16 protein-coding genes are annotated in these 16,332 nt (G+C 60.5%); 3 read left to right on the top strand and 13 right to left on the bottom strand.

Annotated features, from left to right (window positions below; genetic code table 11):
* Positions 1–287 precede the first annotated feature (287 nt).
* Both DW821_RS05190 and gltA read left to right on the top strand, forming a co-directional pair.
* The gene (locus DW821_RS05190; RefSeq protein WP_118065910.1) at positions 288–1,127 is read left to right on the top strand and encodes a sulfide/dihydroorotate dehydrogenase-like FAD/NAD-binding protein; all 840 of its coding nucleotides are present in this window, start codon (positions 288–290) and stop codon (positions 1,125–1,127) included.
* Positions 1,118–2,527, top strand: coding sequence for an NADPH-dependent glutamate synthase (gene gltA, locus DW821_RS05185; protein ID WP_089572633.1), 1,410 nt, complete (start codon positions 1,118–1,120; stop codon positions 2,525–2,527). Before DW821_RS05190 ends, gltA begins: the two co-directional genes overlap by 10 nt.
* Before the next feature lie 460 nt (positions 2,528–2,987).
* On the opposite strand, the gene DW821_RS05180 is transcribed toward gltA, so the two are convergent.
* From DW821_RS05180 to DW821_RS05130, 11 genes are all read right to left on the bottom strand, one after another.
* Entirely contained in the window at positions 2,988–3,611 is a 624-nt protein-coding gene (locus DW821_RS05180) for an AAA family ATPase (protein ID WP_055285378.1), read from the bottom strand.
* A 170-nt stretch (positions 3,612–3,781) separates the two neighbouring features.
* Positions 3,782–4,420 (bottom strand): amino acid ABC transporter permease, encoded by a 639-nt coding sequence (locus DW821_RS05175; RefSeq protein WP_055285379.1) that lies wholly within the window; start codon positions 4,418–4,420, stop codon positions 3,782–3,784.
* A 3-nt stretch (positions 4,421–4,423) separates the two neighbouring features.
* Entirely contained in the window at positions 4,424–5,170 is a 747-nt protein-coding gene (locus DW821_RS05170) for an amino acid ABC transporter permease (protein WP_035136546.1), read from the bottom strand.
* Positions 5,171–5,195: 25 nt separating this feature from the next.
* A complete protein-coding gene (locus DW821_RS05165) occupies positions 5,196–6,071 on the bottom strand; it encodes a transporter substrate-binding domain-containing protein (protein ID WP_082435536.1) in 876 nt (291 codons plus the stop codon).
* Positions 6,072–6,079: 8 nt separating this feature from the next.
* A complete protein-coding gene (locus DW821_RS05160) occupies positions 6,080–6,811 on the bottom strand; it encodes an amino acid ABC transporter ATP-binding protein (RefSeq protein ID WP_022094215.1) in 732 nt (243 codons plus the stop codon).
* A gap of 358 nt (positions 6,812–7,169) precedes the next feature.
* Positions 7,170–7,613, bottom strand: a complete 444-nt coding sequence (locus DW821_RS05155; protein ID WP_006235801.1) for a GatB/YqeY domain-containing protein — start codon at positions 7,611–7,613, stop codon at positions 7,170–7,172.
* A 54-nt stretch (positions 7,614–7,667) separates the two neighbouring features.
* The gene (locus tag DW821_RS05150; protein WP_117637145.1) at positions 7,668–8,888 is read right to left on the bottom strand and encodes a peptidylprolyl isomerase; all 1,221 of its coding nucleotides are present in this window, start codon (positions 8,886–8,888) and stop codon (positions 7,668–7,670) included.
* Positions 8,889–9,023: 135 nt separating this feature from the next.
* Positions 9,024–9,488: a PTS sugar transporter subunit IIA gene (locus tag DW821_RS05145; protein ID WP_117564041.1), complete on the bottom strand. Its 465-nt coding sequence runs from the start codon at positions 9,486–9,488 to the stop codon at positions 9,024–9,026.
* A gap of 125 nt (positions 9,489–9,613) precedes the next feature.
* Positions 9,614–10,315 carry a phosphoribosylglycinamide formyltransferase gene (purN, locus tag DW821_RS05140; protein ID WP_118065908.1) on the bottom strand — a complete coding sequence of 234 codons (702 nt, stop codon included), beginning with the start codon at positions 10,313–10,315 and terminating at the stop codon, positions 9,614–9,616.
* Positions 10,305–11,408, bottom strand: a complete 1,104-nt coding sequence (gene purM, locus DW821_RS05135) for a phosphoribosylformylglycinamidine cyclo-ligase (protein WP_118065906.1) — start codon at positions 11,406–11,408, stop codon at positions 10,305–10,307. Before purM ends, purN begins: the two co-directional genes overlap by 11 nt.
* 155 nt (positions 11,409–11,563) lie before the next feature.
* On the bottom strand, positions 11,564–13,234 hold the full coding sequence (locus DW821_RS05130) for an amidophosphoribosyltransferase (protein WP_118065904.1): 1,671 nt from the start codon (positions 13,232–13,234) through the stop codon (positions 11,564–11,566).
* Positions 13,235–13,519: 285 nt separating this feature from the next.
* Here DW821_RS05130 and DW821_RS05125 point away from each other — a divergent pair, with 285 nt between their 5' ends.
* Entirely contained in the window at positions 13,520–14,749 is a 1,230-nt protein-coding gene (locus tag DW821_RS05125) for a putative ABC transporter permease (RefSeq protein ID WP_118065902.1), read from the top strand.
* Positions 14,750–14,839: 90 nt separating this feature from the next.
* Here DW821_RS05125 and DW821_RS05120 read toward each other — a convergent pair whose 3' ends face one another.
* Both DW821_RS05120 and DW821_RS05115 read right to left on the bottom strand, forming a co-directional pair.
* On the bottom strand, positions 14,840–15,256 hold the full coding sequence (locus tag DW821_RS05120; RefSeq protein ID WP_233508925.1) for a molybdenum cofactor biosynthesis protein MoaE: 417 nt from the start codon (positions 15,254–15,256) through the stop codon (positions 14,840–14,842).
* Between the two features lie 55 nt (positions 15,257–15,311).
* Positions 15,312–16,310: a class B sortase gene (locus DW821_RS05115; protein WP_117640749.1), complete on the bottom strand. Its 999-nt coding sequence runs from the start codon at positions 16,308–16,310 to the stop codon at positions 15,312–15,314.
* Positions 16,311–16,332: the final 22 nt, after the last annotated feature.

Raw genomic sequence — 16,332 nt, 5'->3', positions numbered from 1 at the left:
CATACACGCATAACACCCCAAAGGGGGCCGGCCTCATCACAACCCGAGGCCGGCCCCCTTTGCCGTTTTGCCTGATAAAACCGACCAAAATAAACCTATCCCTATTTGGTAGGTCGAAGTGGATAAACCCTTTTCCCAACCGCCGAAGACACACGTAAACAGCATGTCCATGAGGGTATAATTTGCACCGTATGTCTGCACAACGCCTGTGCGCGTACGGTTTTACTCGGGCTACCGTCCATTTCCGTGGAGGCACGGTTCGGCGGCCCTAACAAGAGAGGGGTTCTATGTATAAGATCCTGGAGAAGACGCAGTTCTCGGAGAAGGTGTTCAAGTTCCGCATCGAGGCGCCCGCAATCGCCAAACATGCGCACGCTGGACAGTTCCTCATGGTTCGCGCCAACGAGACGGGCGAGCGTGTCCCGTTTACCCTGGCCGGCTGGAACGGTGACGAGGGCTGGGTCGAGTTCATCTTCATGGTGATCGGCAAGACCACCGAGATGCTTTCCACCTACGAGGCCGGCAAGTCGCTGCGCGACGTCGTGGGCCCGCTGGGCGTTCCCACCGAGATGGCCGAGGGCCCCTGCGCCGTCATTGGCGGCGGCGTCGGCCTGGCAATTGCCTTCCCGGTCGCCAAGCACCTGGTCGAGACCGGTCACGAGGTGCACGCCATCATGGGCGCCCGCACCAAGGACCTCCTGCTCATGGAGGACCAGTTCCGCGAGCTCCTCGACGAGGACCACATCCACATCACCACCGACGACGGCTCCTACGGCGAGCAGGGCGTTGTCACCGCTCCGCTGGAGCGCCTGCTGCAGGACAAGGCCGTGAGCCAGGTCTTCTGCGTCGGCCCCGTTCCGATGATGAAGTTCTCGACCCTCACCGCCCAGAAGTACGACACCCCCATCACCGCGTCGCTCAACCCCATCATGGTTGACGGAACCGGCATGTGCGGCTGCTGCCGCGTCGAGGTGGGCGGCGTGACCAAGTTCGCTTGCGTCGACGGCCCCGACTTCGATGCCACCCTGGTCGACTGGGATGACCTTCGTGCCCGCCAGGCCGCTTACCGTTCCGAAGAGGGCGAGTCCCTCAAGGCCTATGAGGAAAAGAGCTGCGCATGCCACTAGTTAACGGTCGTTTCGTTGCCGATATGAAGTCGCCCCGCACCCCCGATAACGAGGAGCCGGCTGCCGAGCGCGCCTGCGACTTCCGCCCCGTCGACAAGGGCTTCACCGAGGAGATGGCGCTGGCCGAGGCCGAGCGCTGCCTCAACTGCAAGAAGCCGTTCTGTGTTGAGGGCTGCCCCGTCAACATCAACATTCCCCGCTTTATCGAGCAGATCCGCGCGAAGGACTTCGGCGGCGCTCTCGATACCATTCGCGAGGACTCCATGCTTCCCGCCATCTGCGGCCGCGTCTGCCCGCAGGAGAACCAGTGCGAGGGCAAGTGCATCCGTGGCAAGAAGTCCGAGCCCGTGGCCATCGGCCAGCTCGAGCGCTTCTTGGGCGACCGCCCCGAGCTCGCCTCCACGCCCAAGATGGCCCCCAAGAACGGCAAGAAGGTCGCTGTCGTCGGCTCCGGCCCGTCCGGCATCACCTGCGCCGGCGAGCTCGCCCGTAACGGTTTTGACGTTACCGTCTTCGAGGCATTCTTCACCGGCGGCGGCGTGCTGGTCTACGGCATCCCCGAGTTCCGTCTGCCCAAGGCAGTCGTCAAGCGCGAGATTGACGGCCTGGAGGACATGGGCGTCAAGTTTGAGTACAACTCCGTCGTGGGCAATATGGCCACGGCCGAGGAGCTGTTCGAGCAGGGCTTCGACGCCATCTACGTGGCGACCGGCGCAGGCCTGCCCAAGTTCCTCAACGTCCCCGGCGAGAACCTGCCCAACGTCTTCTTCGCTAACGAGTACCTCACCCGCGTGAACCTGATGAAGGCCAACAAGTTCCCCGAGTACGACACCCCCACCAAGCACGGCAAGAACGTCGTCGTCTTTGGTGGCGGCAACGTGGCTATGGACGCCGTCCGTACCGCCAAGCGCCTGGGCGCCGAGCACGCCATCATCGCCTACCGTCGTACCGAGGACGAGATGCCCTGCCGTCGCGCCGAGCTGCACCATGCTAAGGCCGAGGGCGTCGAGGTTCTGCCGCTCGTCTCCCCGCTCGAGTTTGTCGCTGGCGAGGACGGCTCCGTGTGCGCCGTCAAGGTCCAGAAGATGGAGCTCGGCGAGCCCGACGAGTCCGGCCGTCGTCGCCCGGTGCCCATCGAGGGCGCCATCGAGGAGATCCCCTGCGACGTCGCTATTTCGGCTATCGGCACCAACGCCAACCCCTTCGCTGCCAAGATCGGCGGCAAGATGGAGCTCAACAAGTGGGGCTACATCGTTGCCGACGAGGAGACCGGCCAGACCACCGATCCCCGCATCTGGGCCGGCGGCGACATCGTCACCGGTGCCGCTACGGTCATTCTGGCGATGGGCGCCGGCAAGAAGGCCGCCGCTTCCATCACCAAGAGCCTGCTGGGCGAGTAATCACCCACAGCGCTAGCCATCAAACGGCAAAGTCCCCGTCGAGCACACGCCCGGCGGGGACTTTTTCTATGCCAGACCCCAGATCACCACAAAGGAGACAGGCACCTTTGTGGTGGTTTTGGACTTGCCTGATCGTTTTGTCTCAATCTGTAACAGTTGGAGTCCGTTGAGCCCTGCAGTTGTTACAGATCGAGATATTGTGCCGGCCGCCCACGCCGCATCTCAATCTGTAACAGTTAGAGACCAAATATGCCGCCTGGTGTTACAGATCAAGACGTTGGGCTGACGGCCGAACGGTTCATCTAAATCTGTAACAGTTAGAGCCATTTTCGCTGGCTTGGTGTTACAGATCGAGACTATGCAAAAGCCGAGGATAGGCACTGCCGCCAAGGCCTTCCCCTCGGCCTAAAACAAAAACCACCACAAAGGTGCCTGTCCCCTTTGTGGTGGTTTTGGTCGGTTAGTCTTCGAGCTGCGCTACTTTGTAGCGGTAGGCAGCGGCGATAACGTCTTTGCAGCCCTCGCGGCCCAGCTTGGCGCGGTTGACGACGATGTCCTTACCGCTCGTCATCTTCCACTTTCCGGCACTGTAGCGCTTATAGAACGCCTCGCGCGCCTTCTGCTGCTGCTTGACCAGCTTGGCGCCCTTCTTTTTATTAAGGCCACGCTTCTTGCGCACAATCTCGACGCGGTCCTCAAAAGGAGCGGTCACCAACACGGCAATGTGGTTGGGGTTGTTACGCAGCAGGTAATCGGACAGGCGGCCTTCGATAATGCAGCTCTCGGTCTCGCCCAGGTCCAAAATCACCTGGCTCATCTTCTGGAACAACTTGTCCGAGTACGAACGCGCGTCGTAGCGGTCGGGCAGGAACGCCATGTTCTCCACGGCCAGACGCTCGTCGTAGGCGGCCATCTTGTCGAGCGACTCGCCCGCGCGCAGCGACGCACGTACCAGCAGCTCGTTATCGTACAGCGGAATCCCCAACTCGTCGGCAAGCATGCGGCCAATCTCGTGGCCCTCGGCGCCAAAGTCGCGCGCGATGGTAATGACCACAGGATTCTTCTTGTTCTCCAGATCGCTCATCGCGATTCCTTTCTAACAAATGAGAAAAGGCAATTCCTGATTCCCATTTTGTCACTTACGACCGTCCTGGTTTCCCAAGTGCGGCAGATTGCCCCGAAAGAGGAGCGCCGCGTACTAAATGTACGCAAGCGACGATTGAGGGGCAAGGTGCCGTGCTTGGGGAAGCAGGACTATGCGGCCACGATGCGGCGTTGATATGCCCTCACCAGCAGCGAGATACCAAAGTTGAGCACGAAGTACATCGCAAACACCAGGCCGTAGAGCATAAGCACCTGCGACAGGTCGATCGCGTGGGCCATCACGACGTTTGCCGTGTACATGAGCTCGGCCACGTTAATGCCCGAAAGATACGAGCTGTCCTTGATGACGGTCGTGCACTGGCTAAACAGCGCCGGAATGATCGTCTTAAATGTCTGCGGCAGAATGATGTAGCGCATGGTGGCAAAGAAGCCAAAGCCCTGGCTCTGCGCTGCCTCAAACTGGCCGCGCGGAATCGAGTTGAGGCCGCCGCGCACAATCTCGGCCATAACAGCGCTGGTAAACAGCGTAAAGGCGATGGTCGAAATCACAATGTCCAAACCCTGCACCGTAAAGTAGATAAACAGGATCCACAGCAGGTTCGGCGTGCAACGGAACAGCTCGATGTAGGCACTCACCAAAATACGAAACGGGCGGGGCGCATAGCTTTTAACGAGCGCCAGCACCGTGCCAAAGATGAGCGAGAAAAAAATCGACAGCGCCGAGATCTCGATCGTCTTAACAAAGCCGCCCCAAATGTAGAGCAGGTTGGTCGCGTTGAAGATTTCCATGCGCTAGGCCTCCTCTACGTTGTCGAGCCCCAGCTCGGCGAGGCTCACGCCGCGCGGACGCTCCTTGGAGCGGCGCTCGAGCCACTGCACCAGCATGGCGAGCGGAAAGCAGATGATGAAGTACATAAGGCAGCAGACGATGTATCCCTGCAGGTAACCGTACAGGCTCACAAAGTTGTCTGAACGGTACATAAGGTCGCCGCCGGCCACAAGCGCCAGCACCGACGTGTTCTTGACTAGGTTGAGTGCCTGGTTACACAGCGGCGGCAGAATGATCTTGAATGTCTGGGGCAGCACGATGTACCAGTACGCCTGCGCACGGGTGAAGCCCTGGCTCTGCGCCGCCTCCATCTGACCGCGCGGAACCGCCTCGATACCGGTGCGGATAACCTCCGAGATGTAGGCCGCGTGATACAGGCCCACGCCCAAGAAGCCCAGCACGAACGGCGCGATGCGCACCGGCTGGTCGGCACCGGTTATGGCCTGCAAAAACTGCGGACCAGCCATGTACATAAAGAGCACCTGCACGGGCAACGGGGTGTTCTGGTAAAACTCCACGTACACGCGGCTTATGGCGCGCAGCACGCGCGAACGGGTGGTAGAGAACACACCCAGCAGCGTGCCCAGCACCAGCGACAGCAGCAGACCGGCAACGACCACCTGTAGCGTCACGCCAAAGCCCTCCCAGAAGGGCCCCATGTTTTGAAATGTCGTCGACCAACGGTCGGCGTCAAATAATCCTTCGAGCATTTGATTCCTTCCTTGGACGATGCGCCTATACAAGACCCCAGGTCTTGACCTCTTGGTCGAGCCAGCCGTCGGCCAGACGATCGCAAATCACCTGATCGACCACGGCCGAAAGGTCGCAGCCCTTCTTGGTCGCCACGCCGTAGCCCTGCTCGCCAAACTTGACCTCGGGCTGCAACAGCTCAACGGTCTCGTTCATGTAACCGGCCAGCGTGGAGCGGTCCATGGCAAAGACGTCGATATTGCCGGCGTCGAGCGAACTCTTGATGATGGGATAGCCACTAAAAGCCCTAAACTCGGGCTTACAGCTAAAGCCGTTGTCCTTGATCATCTGCTCGATCAGGCCCTGCGTGGTGGCACCCTGGCTCACGCCGATGACCTTGCCGTCCAGGTCCTCAATCGAGGTAAAGCCCGAACGCTTCTTGACCATGAGTCCCACGTAGTCGGTGCGGTACGGCGTCGAGAAATCCCAGCTCTTCTTGCGCTCGTCGGTGATGGTGTAGGTCGCCGCGACCACGTCGAGTTGGCCGTTATCGATCAGCGGGCCGCGTGTCTTGGGCGTTACGTCGGTAAACTCGACAAGCTCCTGGGCACGGGCTTCCTTGTAGCTCACGCCAAAGACAGCGGCGGCGATCTGGTAGCACAAATCGACTTCCATGCCCTCAAAGCGGCCTTTGGCGGTGTCGTAATAGCCGTAGCCGGGAACATCTTTCTTGACACCGGCATTCAGATGGCCGCGCGACTTGATGGCCGCAAGCTTGGATCCCTTGTCGGAACCCTCGCCGCTGGTGGAGTTGCCGCAACCGGTGAGCGCGGTCCCCGTCAGCGCGAGCATGCCGGCGCCCGCCAGCTGCAAAAAGTGACGGCGCGACACGGCCGCCCTCGTCATATCCGTCATGTCCATCACCGCGCCTAGTGCAGAATCTTGGACAGGAACTCGCGGCAGCGCGGGTTCTCGGGGTTATCGAAGAAGTGCTCGGGCGTGCCCTCCTCCAGGATGCGGCCGTCCTCCATAAAGATGACGCGGTCGGCCACCTGGCGCGCAAAGCCCATCTCATGCGTCACGCAGATCATGGTGATGTCCTCCTGCGCAAGCTCAATCATAACGTCCAGAACCTCCTGGACCATCTCGGGGTCGAGCGCCGAGGTCGGCTCGTCAAACAGGATGATGGGCTGCTTGGTACACAGGGCACGGGCGATGGCGATGCGCTGCTGCTGACCACCCGAGAGATTCTGCGGATACTCGCCGGCCTTATGCGCCATGCCGACGCGCTTGAGTGCGGCGATGGCGATCTCGGTCGCCTCCTCCTTGCTCTTCTTTTGCAGCTTGATGGGCGCGAGCGTCAGATTGCCGAGCACCGTCATGTTGGGATACAGGTTGAACTGCTGAAACACCATGGAGCTGTACTTGCGAGCCATCTCCAGGTGATTCTTTTTGGTGAGCGGCGTACCGTCGATGACGACCTCGCCCGACGTAGGCTCCTCCAGATAATCGACGCAACGGATGAGCGTCGACTTACCCGAACCAGAAGGCCCGATCATTACGAGCTTCTCGCCGCGCTTGACGGTGAGGTTGATATCTTTGAGCACATGCAGGTCGCCAAAGTACTTGTTGAGATGCTTGATCTCGATCATGTCTGCCATGAATGTCCCTTCCCTGCGTTTACACGAGTTGAACTATTGTACGGAAAGAACCACGTTTCCGCAGCCCACGCTACATCCCCGTAAAGAACCCGCAACCTTCCGCCCACTCATTGGGCACAGACTTAAATGAGTACCCCCCGTGGGTACTCATTTAAGTCTGTGCCCAATGAGCACCGAAAATAATACAACCGCCCTTGTTGAGCATAAGTCAGCGAAAACCCGTACACGCGAGCAAGGTGACGTGAAATGAAAGGGCGCAGACCTTATGGTCGCGCCCTTGAAATTGAACGTCAGATTGCCGTGTGTACGGGTTTGCAGCGTCGAGCCGTTACGCGGTTTGGTAAAACCGCGTAACAAATTACGCGAGTTTGGCTCCAACGATCTTTGCTGCTGCCGGCTTATCAAAGTTGCCGCCAGTGGCCTTACCCAGAGCGCCCATGACCTGGCCCATCTGCTTCTTGGACGTGGCGCCCAGCTCGGCGATGACCTGCTCGATCAGGGCCTCGAGCTCCTCGCCCGAAACCTGCGCGGGCAGAAGGCTCTCCAGAATCTTGACCTGCTCGGTCAGGTTGTCGGTACGCTCTTGGTCGGTGCCGGCCTTGATGGACATCTCCAGCGTCTCGCTCGTCTGCTTAATCAGACGCTTGATCATGCTGTTGACGTCTTCCTCGGTCACATCGCGGCGCTCGTTAACCTCGATATTCTTCACCTCGGCCTTGACCTGGCGAATGATGGACAGGCGAACCTTGTCCTTAGCCTTCATGGCCGCGATCATTTCCTTCTGCAGCTCTTCGTTGGTCATCTGCAAATCCTCTCTAATAGCGTGGGCGGCACTCGCGCGAGCACCGCCCCATGATTACTCAGTCGTCGACGAATCGTCGGTCGAACTCTTGGTAACGCCCTTCAGACTCACGTTATAGGGTACGTCCTTGGGCATGGGGTTGACGGTGATGTCGGCATCCTTCTTGTACTGCTCCAGCCACTCGCTGTACGCAGTGCTGGCCGCTTGCGTCTTCACCACGTTGGAGACGTACTTTTTGATGGCCTTGGGCACCTGGTTGATGTCATCAACCTGATTATCGACATGGAAGTAGTCGGTGCACTTGATGATGTGGTAGCCATAGGTCGACTCGATGACTTCGCTCACGTCGCCCTTGTTGAGCCCCTCGAGCGCCGTCTGGTAGCTGTCGACAAAGGTGGTGAGCTTATCCCAGCCCACATCGCCCTTCTTCTCCTTGGAACCGGTGTCCTCGGAGTACTGCTCAACGGCGTCCTCAAAGCTCAGCTCACCGGAGTTGATCTTGTCCAGGCACTCCTGCGCCTTGGCCTTGGCGGCAGCCTTGTTCTCGTCGGAAGCGTCGGAATCAACCTTGATCAGGATGTTCGACGAGCGGCGGGCGTCGTTGTAGCTGGACAGGTTTTCGTTGATGTAATCGACGATCTCGCTGTCCTTGGGCTTGCTCGTGGGCGCGACGGCATCCTTGAGTTTCTGCTGCGCCAGACTCTCCTTGAGCGAATCCTTGTAGGTATCCTCGGTATAGCCGTAGGTCTTGAGGGTCTTCTTAAAGGCCTTGGCACCGCCCGCGCTCTTGCATGCGTCCTTCCAAGCCTTCTCGACCTCCTCGTCCGACACCGTCACGCCGTTCTCCTTCTGTGCCTGTTGAAGCAGAATCTGCTGCGTGTAGGAGTCGATGAGTTGCTTGCGGTACTTCTTGGGCGTGAGGTCGTTGTCGACCAGGTACTGCGCCCAGTCCTTGTCATTGGTGTAGCCGTAGGACGTGCGCATGCTCATGATCTGCTTGGTCACGGTGTCCTCGGTGAGGTTGGTGCCGTTGATAGTGGCAGCTACACCGCCGGTAAGCTTGTAGCCCGAGGTATCCTCTGCCTGCGACATCAGGCCGGAGCACGCCATGGCCGAGACGGAAAGCAGCATTGCCAGCACGCCGATGACCACCAGAACGATCTTGACGGTCTTGGACACGCGGGTCTTGCGCTGCTTCTTGCGAGAGCTGGAGGCGGCGCGAGCCTGCTGCTCGGGCGTCGGCTCGGGTGCGGGGTTCTTTTTCTTATTTGCCATAGTTGGCCTTTCGCATAACGAATCGAACAAACGCCATTGTGTCACAACGCAGCCCCCGCGGCACGCTTGGTGCATTGGGGACAGGTTAATCTGCACCATTTTGGTGCAAAGGGGACAGCTCTGGCAGCCGGCACCTTAGAAGTGGCGGCGGATGGCGTCGACCATGCCCTGGGACGTGGTCTGGCCGAGCACGTCGGCTGCGGCATCGGCGTCCATAAAGATGTTCATGAGCGCCTGCAGGGCCTCGACCTGGCCGCCCGGCTCGGCGATGCCCAGATTGATGACGATCTGCGCCGGCACCGGAGCGCCCATGCCAGCCATAGCGTTAAATGTCACGGGCGCGGCGGGCTTCACCACCGCGATATAGGGCTTGGCCACAAACCCCGGATCGGTATGCGGAATGGCAATGTTTGCCGCCGGCATGGCAAGACCCGTGGGATAGGCATCCTCGCGCGTGCGAACGGCGTCGAACCAACCGTCGGCAATGTAGCCACGCGGTACAAGCTCGCCCTCAAGCCGCGCGAACACCTCATCCGGCGTCGCACACTCCCAATCAAAAAACACCAGCTCAGGCGCAAACAGCGCTTCGTTATCCGCCATGCGCTCACCTCTCTCACCTAGTCATTCAAGAACGTCCCCGATGACTACCCAAAACAAAAGGTGGCCACACGCGCCTTGGCGCCAATGACCACCCTAACCACTCAACTAAATTGCACTGTGCACCGCTAGCCGCGGGGCGCATCAATTGCTACCTTGCCGCTCTCCAGCACGTGGACGCGACCGTCGGCGAGCATTTGTACGACCTCGGGATACAGCACATGCTCGATCGCATGGATGTGCTCCTCGAGCGTGTCGACGTCCCAGCCCTCCTCAACAGCCAGCGCACGCTGGGCGATGATGGGGCCGTTGTCGTAGATCTCGTTGGCAAAGTGCACGGTCACGCCGGTCACCTTGACACCGCGAGCAAACGCATCGTCAATCGCATGGGCACCGGTAAAGCTCGGCAGCAGCGCCGGATGCAGGTTGACCACGCGATTGGGGAACGCCGCCAGCAGCGGCGTGTGCACCATGCGCATATAGCCGGCCATCACCACGTACTCGCAGCCGCGCTCGAGCAGCTCATGCGCGATGATCTCGTCAGCCGCAATGGGGTCGGCATAGATATCCTTGGACAGCGTGAGTGTCTGGATGCCCGCACGCTCGGCGCGCTGCAAGCCTTTGGCCGAAGGACGGCTCGACACTACAAGCTCAATCGAGGCGTTGAGCTTGCCGGCGGCGATAAGGTCGATCAGCGCCTGCAGGTTGGTGCCCGAACCGCTGATAAGCACGCCGATCTTGAGCGGCTCGGCCGTATCGGTGCCGGTCGGACGGGTGTAGGGCACAAAGCCCAGGCCCTCGGCAGCAGCCATCTGCTCGCTAGCGCTCATCGGAGTACACGACCTTACCGGAGCCCTCGACGCACTCGCCCACGCGGAACGGCTTCTCGCCCGACGCGACCAGGGCATCGGTTACCGCGGCCTCGTCCTCGGGGGCGACAATCAGGCACAGGCCGACGCCCATGTTGAAGGTCTTGCATGCCTCGTTGGGCGCAAGCTCGGCCTGACGCGACACGTAAGTAATGACGGGCGGAACGTCCCAGCCCATCTCGGCACCGTTGCGGGTGACCACGGCATCGACGTCGTCGGCGAGTGCGCGGTTGAGGTTCTCGGTAATGCCGCCACCAGTGATGTGAGCAATGGCGTGCACCGAAGCGCCGCCACGCAGCAGCTCCAGAATCGGCTTGACGTAGATGCGCGTAGGGGCCAGCAGAGCATCGGCCAGCGAAGCACCGTCGAGCTCCTCGAGCGGACGGCTCAGTTCCTCGGCCTTAGCGGCGGCCTCGGGCGTGCCCGGCTTGATGCCGTCAACGCCGATGACCTTGCGCACGAGCGAGTAGCCGTTGGAGTGCACACCGGTGGAGGGCAGGCCCAGAATCACATCGCCGGGGCGAACGTTCGCGGGGTCGAGCATCTTGGGACGATCGACAACACCCACGGTAAAGCCGGCGAGGTCGTAGTCGGCCGGAGCCATGACGCCGGGGTGCTCGGCCATCTCGCCGCCCACGAGCGCGCAGCCCGCGAGCTTGCAGCCGTCGGCCACACCCTTGATGATCTTTGCCATGTGCTCGGCCTCAATGTGACCGATGGCAACGTAATCCAGGAAGAACAGCGGCTCGGCGCCCGAAGCCAAAATGTCGTTGACGCACATGGCGACCAGGTCCTGGCCCACCGTCTCGTGACGGTCCATGATCTGGGCGAGCACGAGCTTGGTGCCCACGCCGTCGGTGCCGCTAATCAGGATCGGGTCTTCCATATCCTTAAGCGCGGCGGCCGAGAACAGGCCGCCAAAGCCACCGATGCCGCCGATGACCTCGGGGCGGTTGGTGTCCTTGACCATCTGCTTAATAGCGTCGACGGCGCGGCCGCCCTCGGCGGTATCGACGCCGGCGTCCTCGTACGTCACATGCTTGCTGTCGCTCATCTGAGTCTTCCTCTCCCACTACCGTCTGACGAGCAGGCGCCAAACGGTGCTCATAGTTGCGCCATTTCGGCGCGCGCCATAACAGCACGCGCCGTCATATCAACAAAACAGCAGGTAAAACCTACCAAAATAAACCTGTCCCTACATGGCAGGTTTTAGGCCTCGCCGTGCTCCTCTTCCCAGCTGCGGTCGACATATTTCTCGACCACGGCGTCGTCGTCAAAGTACAGCGGCTTGTCCAGGTTGCGGGGCTTAAAGCCCTCCATGAACTTGTCACGGCCAAAGCTCTCGGGAATCGCCACGGGATAGCGGCCGGTAAAGCACGCGTCGCAGTAGCCGCCCTTGGGCATGACCTTCAGCAGGCCCTCGACCGAAAGGAAGGCCAGCGAATCGGCGCCAATGTACTCGCAGATCTCATCGACCGTCTTGTTGGCGCTGATGAGCTGCGACTGCACGTCGGTATCGATACCGTAGAAGCACGGCCAGATGACCTCGGGCGAGTTGATGCGAATGTGAATCTCCTTGGCGCCGGCGTTGCGCAGCATCTTTACGAGCTGCACCATGGTGGTGCCGCGCACAATGGAGTCGTCGATGACGACCAGGCGCTTGCCCTCGATGTTGTCGCGCAGCGGGTTGAGTTTCATACGCACGCCCATGGCACGCAGCTCCTGCGTAGGCTCGATAAACGTACGGCCCACGTAGCGGTTCTTGATAAGGCCCTCACCAAAGGGAATACCGCTCTCGTGCGAATAGCCCTCCGCGGGCGGCAGGCCGGAGTCGGGCACGCCGATGACCAGGTCGGCCTCGACGGGCTCCTCATGTGCCAGCTGACGACCCATGTCATAACGGCAGGCGTAGACGCTCTTGCCGTTCATGATGGAATCGGGGCGAGCGAAGTAGACCTGCTCAAAGATGCAGTTAGCAGGCTCCTCGGCGGCAGGCACGCCCTGCTCGGACACAAGGCCCTCGGCGCTGATGCGCAAAATCTCGCCGGGACGGACGTCACGGACGTACTCGGCACCCACGATGTCGAGTGCGCAGGTCTCGGAAGCAACGACCCAGCCGCCGGCGCGCGTGACACGGACGGCGGAGTCGACCGTCGCGGCGCCGTCCTGCGACGGCAGCTGCGAAACGGATGCGGCATCGGCCTGGTCCAGGCCCTCGTCCACCAGCTTGCCCAACACCAGTGGGCGAATGCCGTGCGGATCGCGGAAGGCGTAGAGCGCCTGCTCGTTGATGAGCGTCATGGCATAACCGCCGCGCACAAGCTCCATGGTCTTGCGAATGCCCTCGCGCAGGTGGCCCGTACGCTGGGTAAAGTAGCCGATGAGCTTGGTCGCAACCTCGGAATCCGAGTTGGAGAGGAACGGCACGCCCAGCTCGATCAGCTGGCGGCGCAGCTCGTCGGTGTTGACGAGGGTGCCGTTGTGCGCGAGCGCGATAATGACGCTATTGATGGTAGAGAGGTGCGGCTGAGAGGCTTCCCAGCTCTTGGCGCCGGCGGTGCCGTAGCGCACATGACCCACGGCCAGCTGACCGGAGAGCGTCGACAAGTCGGCATTGGAGAACACGCGGTCGAGCAGGCCCAGATCCTTGCGGACCATAACCGTACCGCCGTCACCAACAGCGATTCCCGCCGATTCTTGGCCACGGTGCTGCAGTGCACGCAGGCCAAAGTACGTCAGTCGAGCCACGTCGCGATCGGGCGCCCAGACACCAAAAACGCCGCATTCCTCATGCAGCTGGTCGGAGTCCGGATCATACGTCGACATGGCGTTCACCTGTCCCGCGGCACGCTCGGCCGCGCGGATGGTTTCTTGAGACATGGCATCCCCTCAGAGCCTCGTATTTTGGCGTTACCCGCCTTATTATACGCACGGCGCGACGCGCTCCCCAGCGCATGAGCAGCGCTTTTTAAAAGCCCACCGAGCTAATAATCCGTTTTGTGGCCAAACATTTTATTGGTCTGTCCAGCGCAAGCGCCCGCGCCCCCAGATGGCCGCCGCGTCCACCGTTGAGGGTTGCATTGTTGCAATTGGGACGTTCGTCCTGTCTTTTGGCAGGTCGGCGGCGTATCCTTGTAATCTAGGACAAAGCGAGAAAGGTTCTGTATGGATCGAAACGGACTCGACCCCAGCGTCCCCAGCGCCACGGAGGTCAAGAAGATTCCCCTCATCATTAAGGTGTACGCCGTCCTGTGCATCCTGTCCGGCGTGGGCACACTCCCGTCGGTCGCCGCCTTTATGTGGCAGGTCATCACCGCGCTCATCAACGGCAACGCCGCTGCCAAGCTCGGCGACAACACGCTCGTCGCGGTTGGACTCATCGTCGCCGGCATCATGCTCTCTGCGGCAAGTGCCGTCATCCTGATCATCTTTGGCCTGGACCTTATCAAAAACCAGCGCCGCAACGCCGCCCGCCTGTCCTACATCCTTATTGCATTCACCGTCGTCGAGCTTTTGGTCGACGTGATGCTCCAGGGCATCGGGCCCTTCCTGCTGCGTCCCGCGATCCAGCTCGGCATCCTCGTTGCACTTTCGGCAACCGTCGACCCCACGCTGCGCCAGGAGCGCGAACTGCAGCGCCGCCTGCAGGAGATGCTCGACCGTGACGCCGCGGCGGAGGGCATGCTCGGCCGCGATGAAACCGGCGAGGGCTACATCAAGCTCAACTACTTCAACCTGTTCTGGGTATTCTTCGTCTGCTGCGTGCTCGGCCTGATCGCCGAGGACATCTGGCATATGACAGTCGACGACCCGGGCGTCTACCAGAACCGCGCCGGCATGCTGTTTGGTCCCTTCAGCCCCATCTATGGCTTTGGCGCCGTACTCATGACCATGGTGCTCAACCGCTTCTATAAAAAGAACCCCATCATCATTTTCCTGGTAAGCGCTGTGCTCGGCGCGAGCTTTGAGGTGTTCGTGGGCTGGTTTATGCAGACCTCATTTGGCGTGGTCTCGTGGAGCTACTCGCACATGAAGCTGTTCGGCATGCCCGACCCACTCGCCGTCCTTACGGGCGGACGCACCTGCACGGGCTTTGCCTGCCTGTGGGGCCTGGGTGGCCTTATCTGGATCAAGCTGCTGTTGCCGAGGCTGCTCAAGCTCATCAACATGATTCCGTGGAAGAGTCGCTACTCGGCTACCGTCATCTTTACCGTCATTATGCTGGTCGACGGCGTCATGACGCTGCAGTCGCTCGACTACTGGTACCAGCGCGTCAACGGCACGGAGCCGGATATTCCCGTCGCGCAGTTCTACGGCAAGTATTTCGATAACGACTACATGGAGAACCGCTTCCAGAGCATGACCATGAGTCCCAAGGATGCGACGCGCGTGTAGCGCCCACCGCGCCCAAAACACAAAATGCCCGCCGGTATCACACGTACCGGCGGGCATTTTTATAAACGAGCCTTCTATCGACGCAAGCCTCTACGCCTCGCGCTCGACCTCGCTCACACACTCATTTTTGATGGTACCGACGAGCGCCTGCAGCGCATCGACCACATGCGGGCGAATGTCCCCGCCAATGAGCACGAGCATGATGTCGTCGCCCACGGCGAGCTCGCCACTCGCCAACCACACGCGCACGTAACCGATACCCGGCATCGCGTGCGTTGCCTCGATAGCGGCCTGCACCTTTTCGGCATCGAAGCCAAACGCCATGCCGCCCACCTTATGTCCAGGCGCCACACCATCGGTCTCGACCCCACGCACCTCGGCCTTGGGCGTCGCGCGCACCACGCCGTTGTGTGTCAGGTACATCCCACAATCAGCCGCCGAAACATCGGCCTTGGCTTCGCGCAGCCAAGCATCAACCGAAGGCATCGATTTGCCATTCTCAAACATCATTTCTCCTTTTGATTTCCAGGGCAGTCTTTTTGGGACGGGGCTCCCGGACACTTTATTCCTCGACCGGCGTGAGCACCATGACGGCGCGTGTGTTGCTCAGCGACAGCGAGCGACAGGTCACAAGCGTTACGACCTTGGTTGCCGAAGCGGCACGGTCGGTGGCATCGCTCGCCACGGCAGAGGCACCGTCGAGCATCTCGGACAGGTAATTCTTCAGTCCGTCATCGCCCTCAAAGTTGGGCGTGCGCGCCTTGGCATACGTGTCCTCGACCACCTTGGTCGCCAGCGGGCGCAACTTATACGTCGCATCGCACGTGATGTAGTACACGTATTCCATGCTGTCGAACGTCGCCTGATCGGTCGTACGCGAAATCACGTTGAACATCGAACCGTCGTTCATGTGATGGCCGTAAATCGTGGTCTGCTGATCCACCATGCCCGGCGCGGTGTCGTCGCTATCCAAGAAGATGGCTCCCGAGGCATTGGCCGTACCGTCGAACAGCGTGTTGAGGTACTTGGAGTTGTTGTTGGTCTGCACCACGGGGTAGTTGATGTTGGTGCCGGGCGCGTAAATCCAACCCACAACCTCGGGATTTGTCTGGGCGAGCGCGTTGAAGTCGATAATCGGCACGCCGCTGGCGTCCTTGTCGCTCACATATTGCTTTTCGATTTTTTGATACGACTCGCTCGCCTGCTTGTAGCCAATCTGGGCATTAATAAAGATGGCGGCCGCAGCAACGATCAGGCCAATGCCAATGATGATGAGCAGAATGGGAATGACGGAGCGGCGCTTTTTGCGCAGCGGCTCGGTATAGCTCGATGGCGCGGTATGCGCCGAAGAGCGAGGTGACTTCTTGGCCGTACTGTATGACGAAGGGCGATAAGCAGCAGGCGTATCCTGACGGCGATGGGACGTCGGCGTTACGGAACGCGGCGCGCGCGGCTGCTGAGGAGAGGATGTCCGACCCTGCTGTGCCGCATGGGCAGCACCCGGCTTCGACGGATCGGGAATCTGAGAAGCCTTGAATCGTTTTCCCTGATAATCGGACATGGCTCTCCTTATACTGCGGTGA

Origin of the sequence: Collinsella sp. AM33-4BH (assembly GCF_003469205.1) — a bacterium.
Classification (GTDB): Bacteria; Actinomycetota; Coriobacteriia; order Coriobacteriales; family Coriobacteriaceae; genus Collinsella.
The sequence above is the reverse complement of the archived record's forward strand: the minus strand, read 5'-3'. Positions and strand labels throughout refer to the sequence as shown.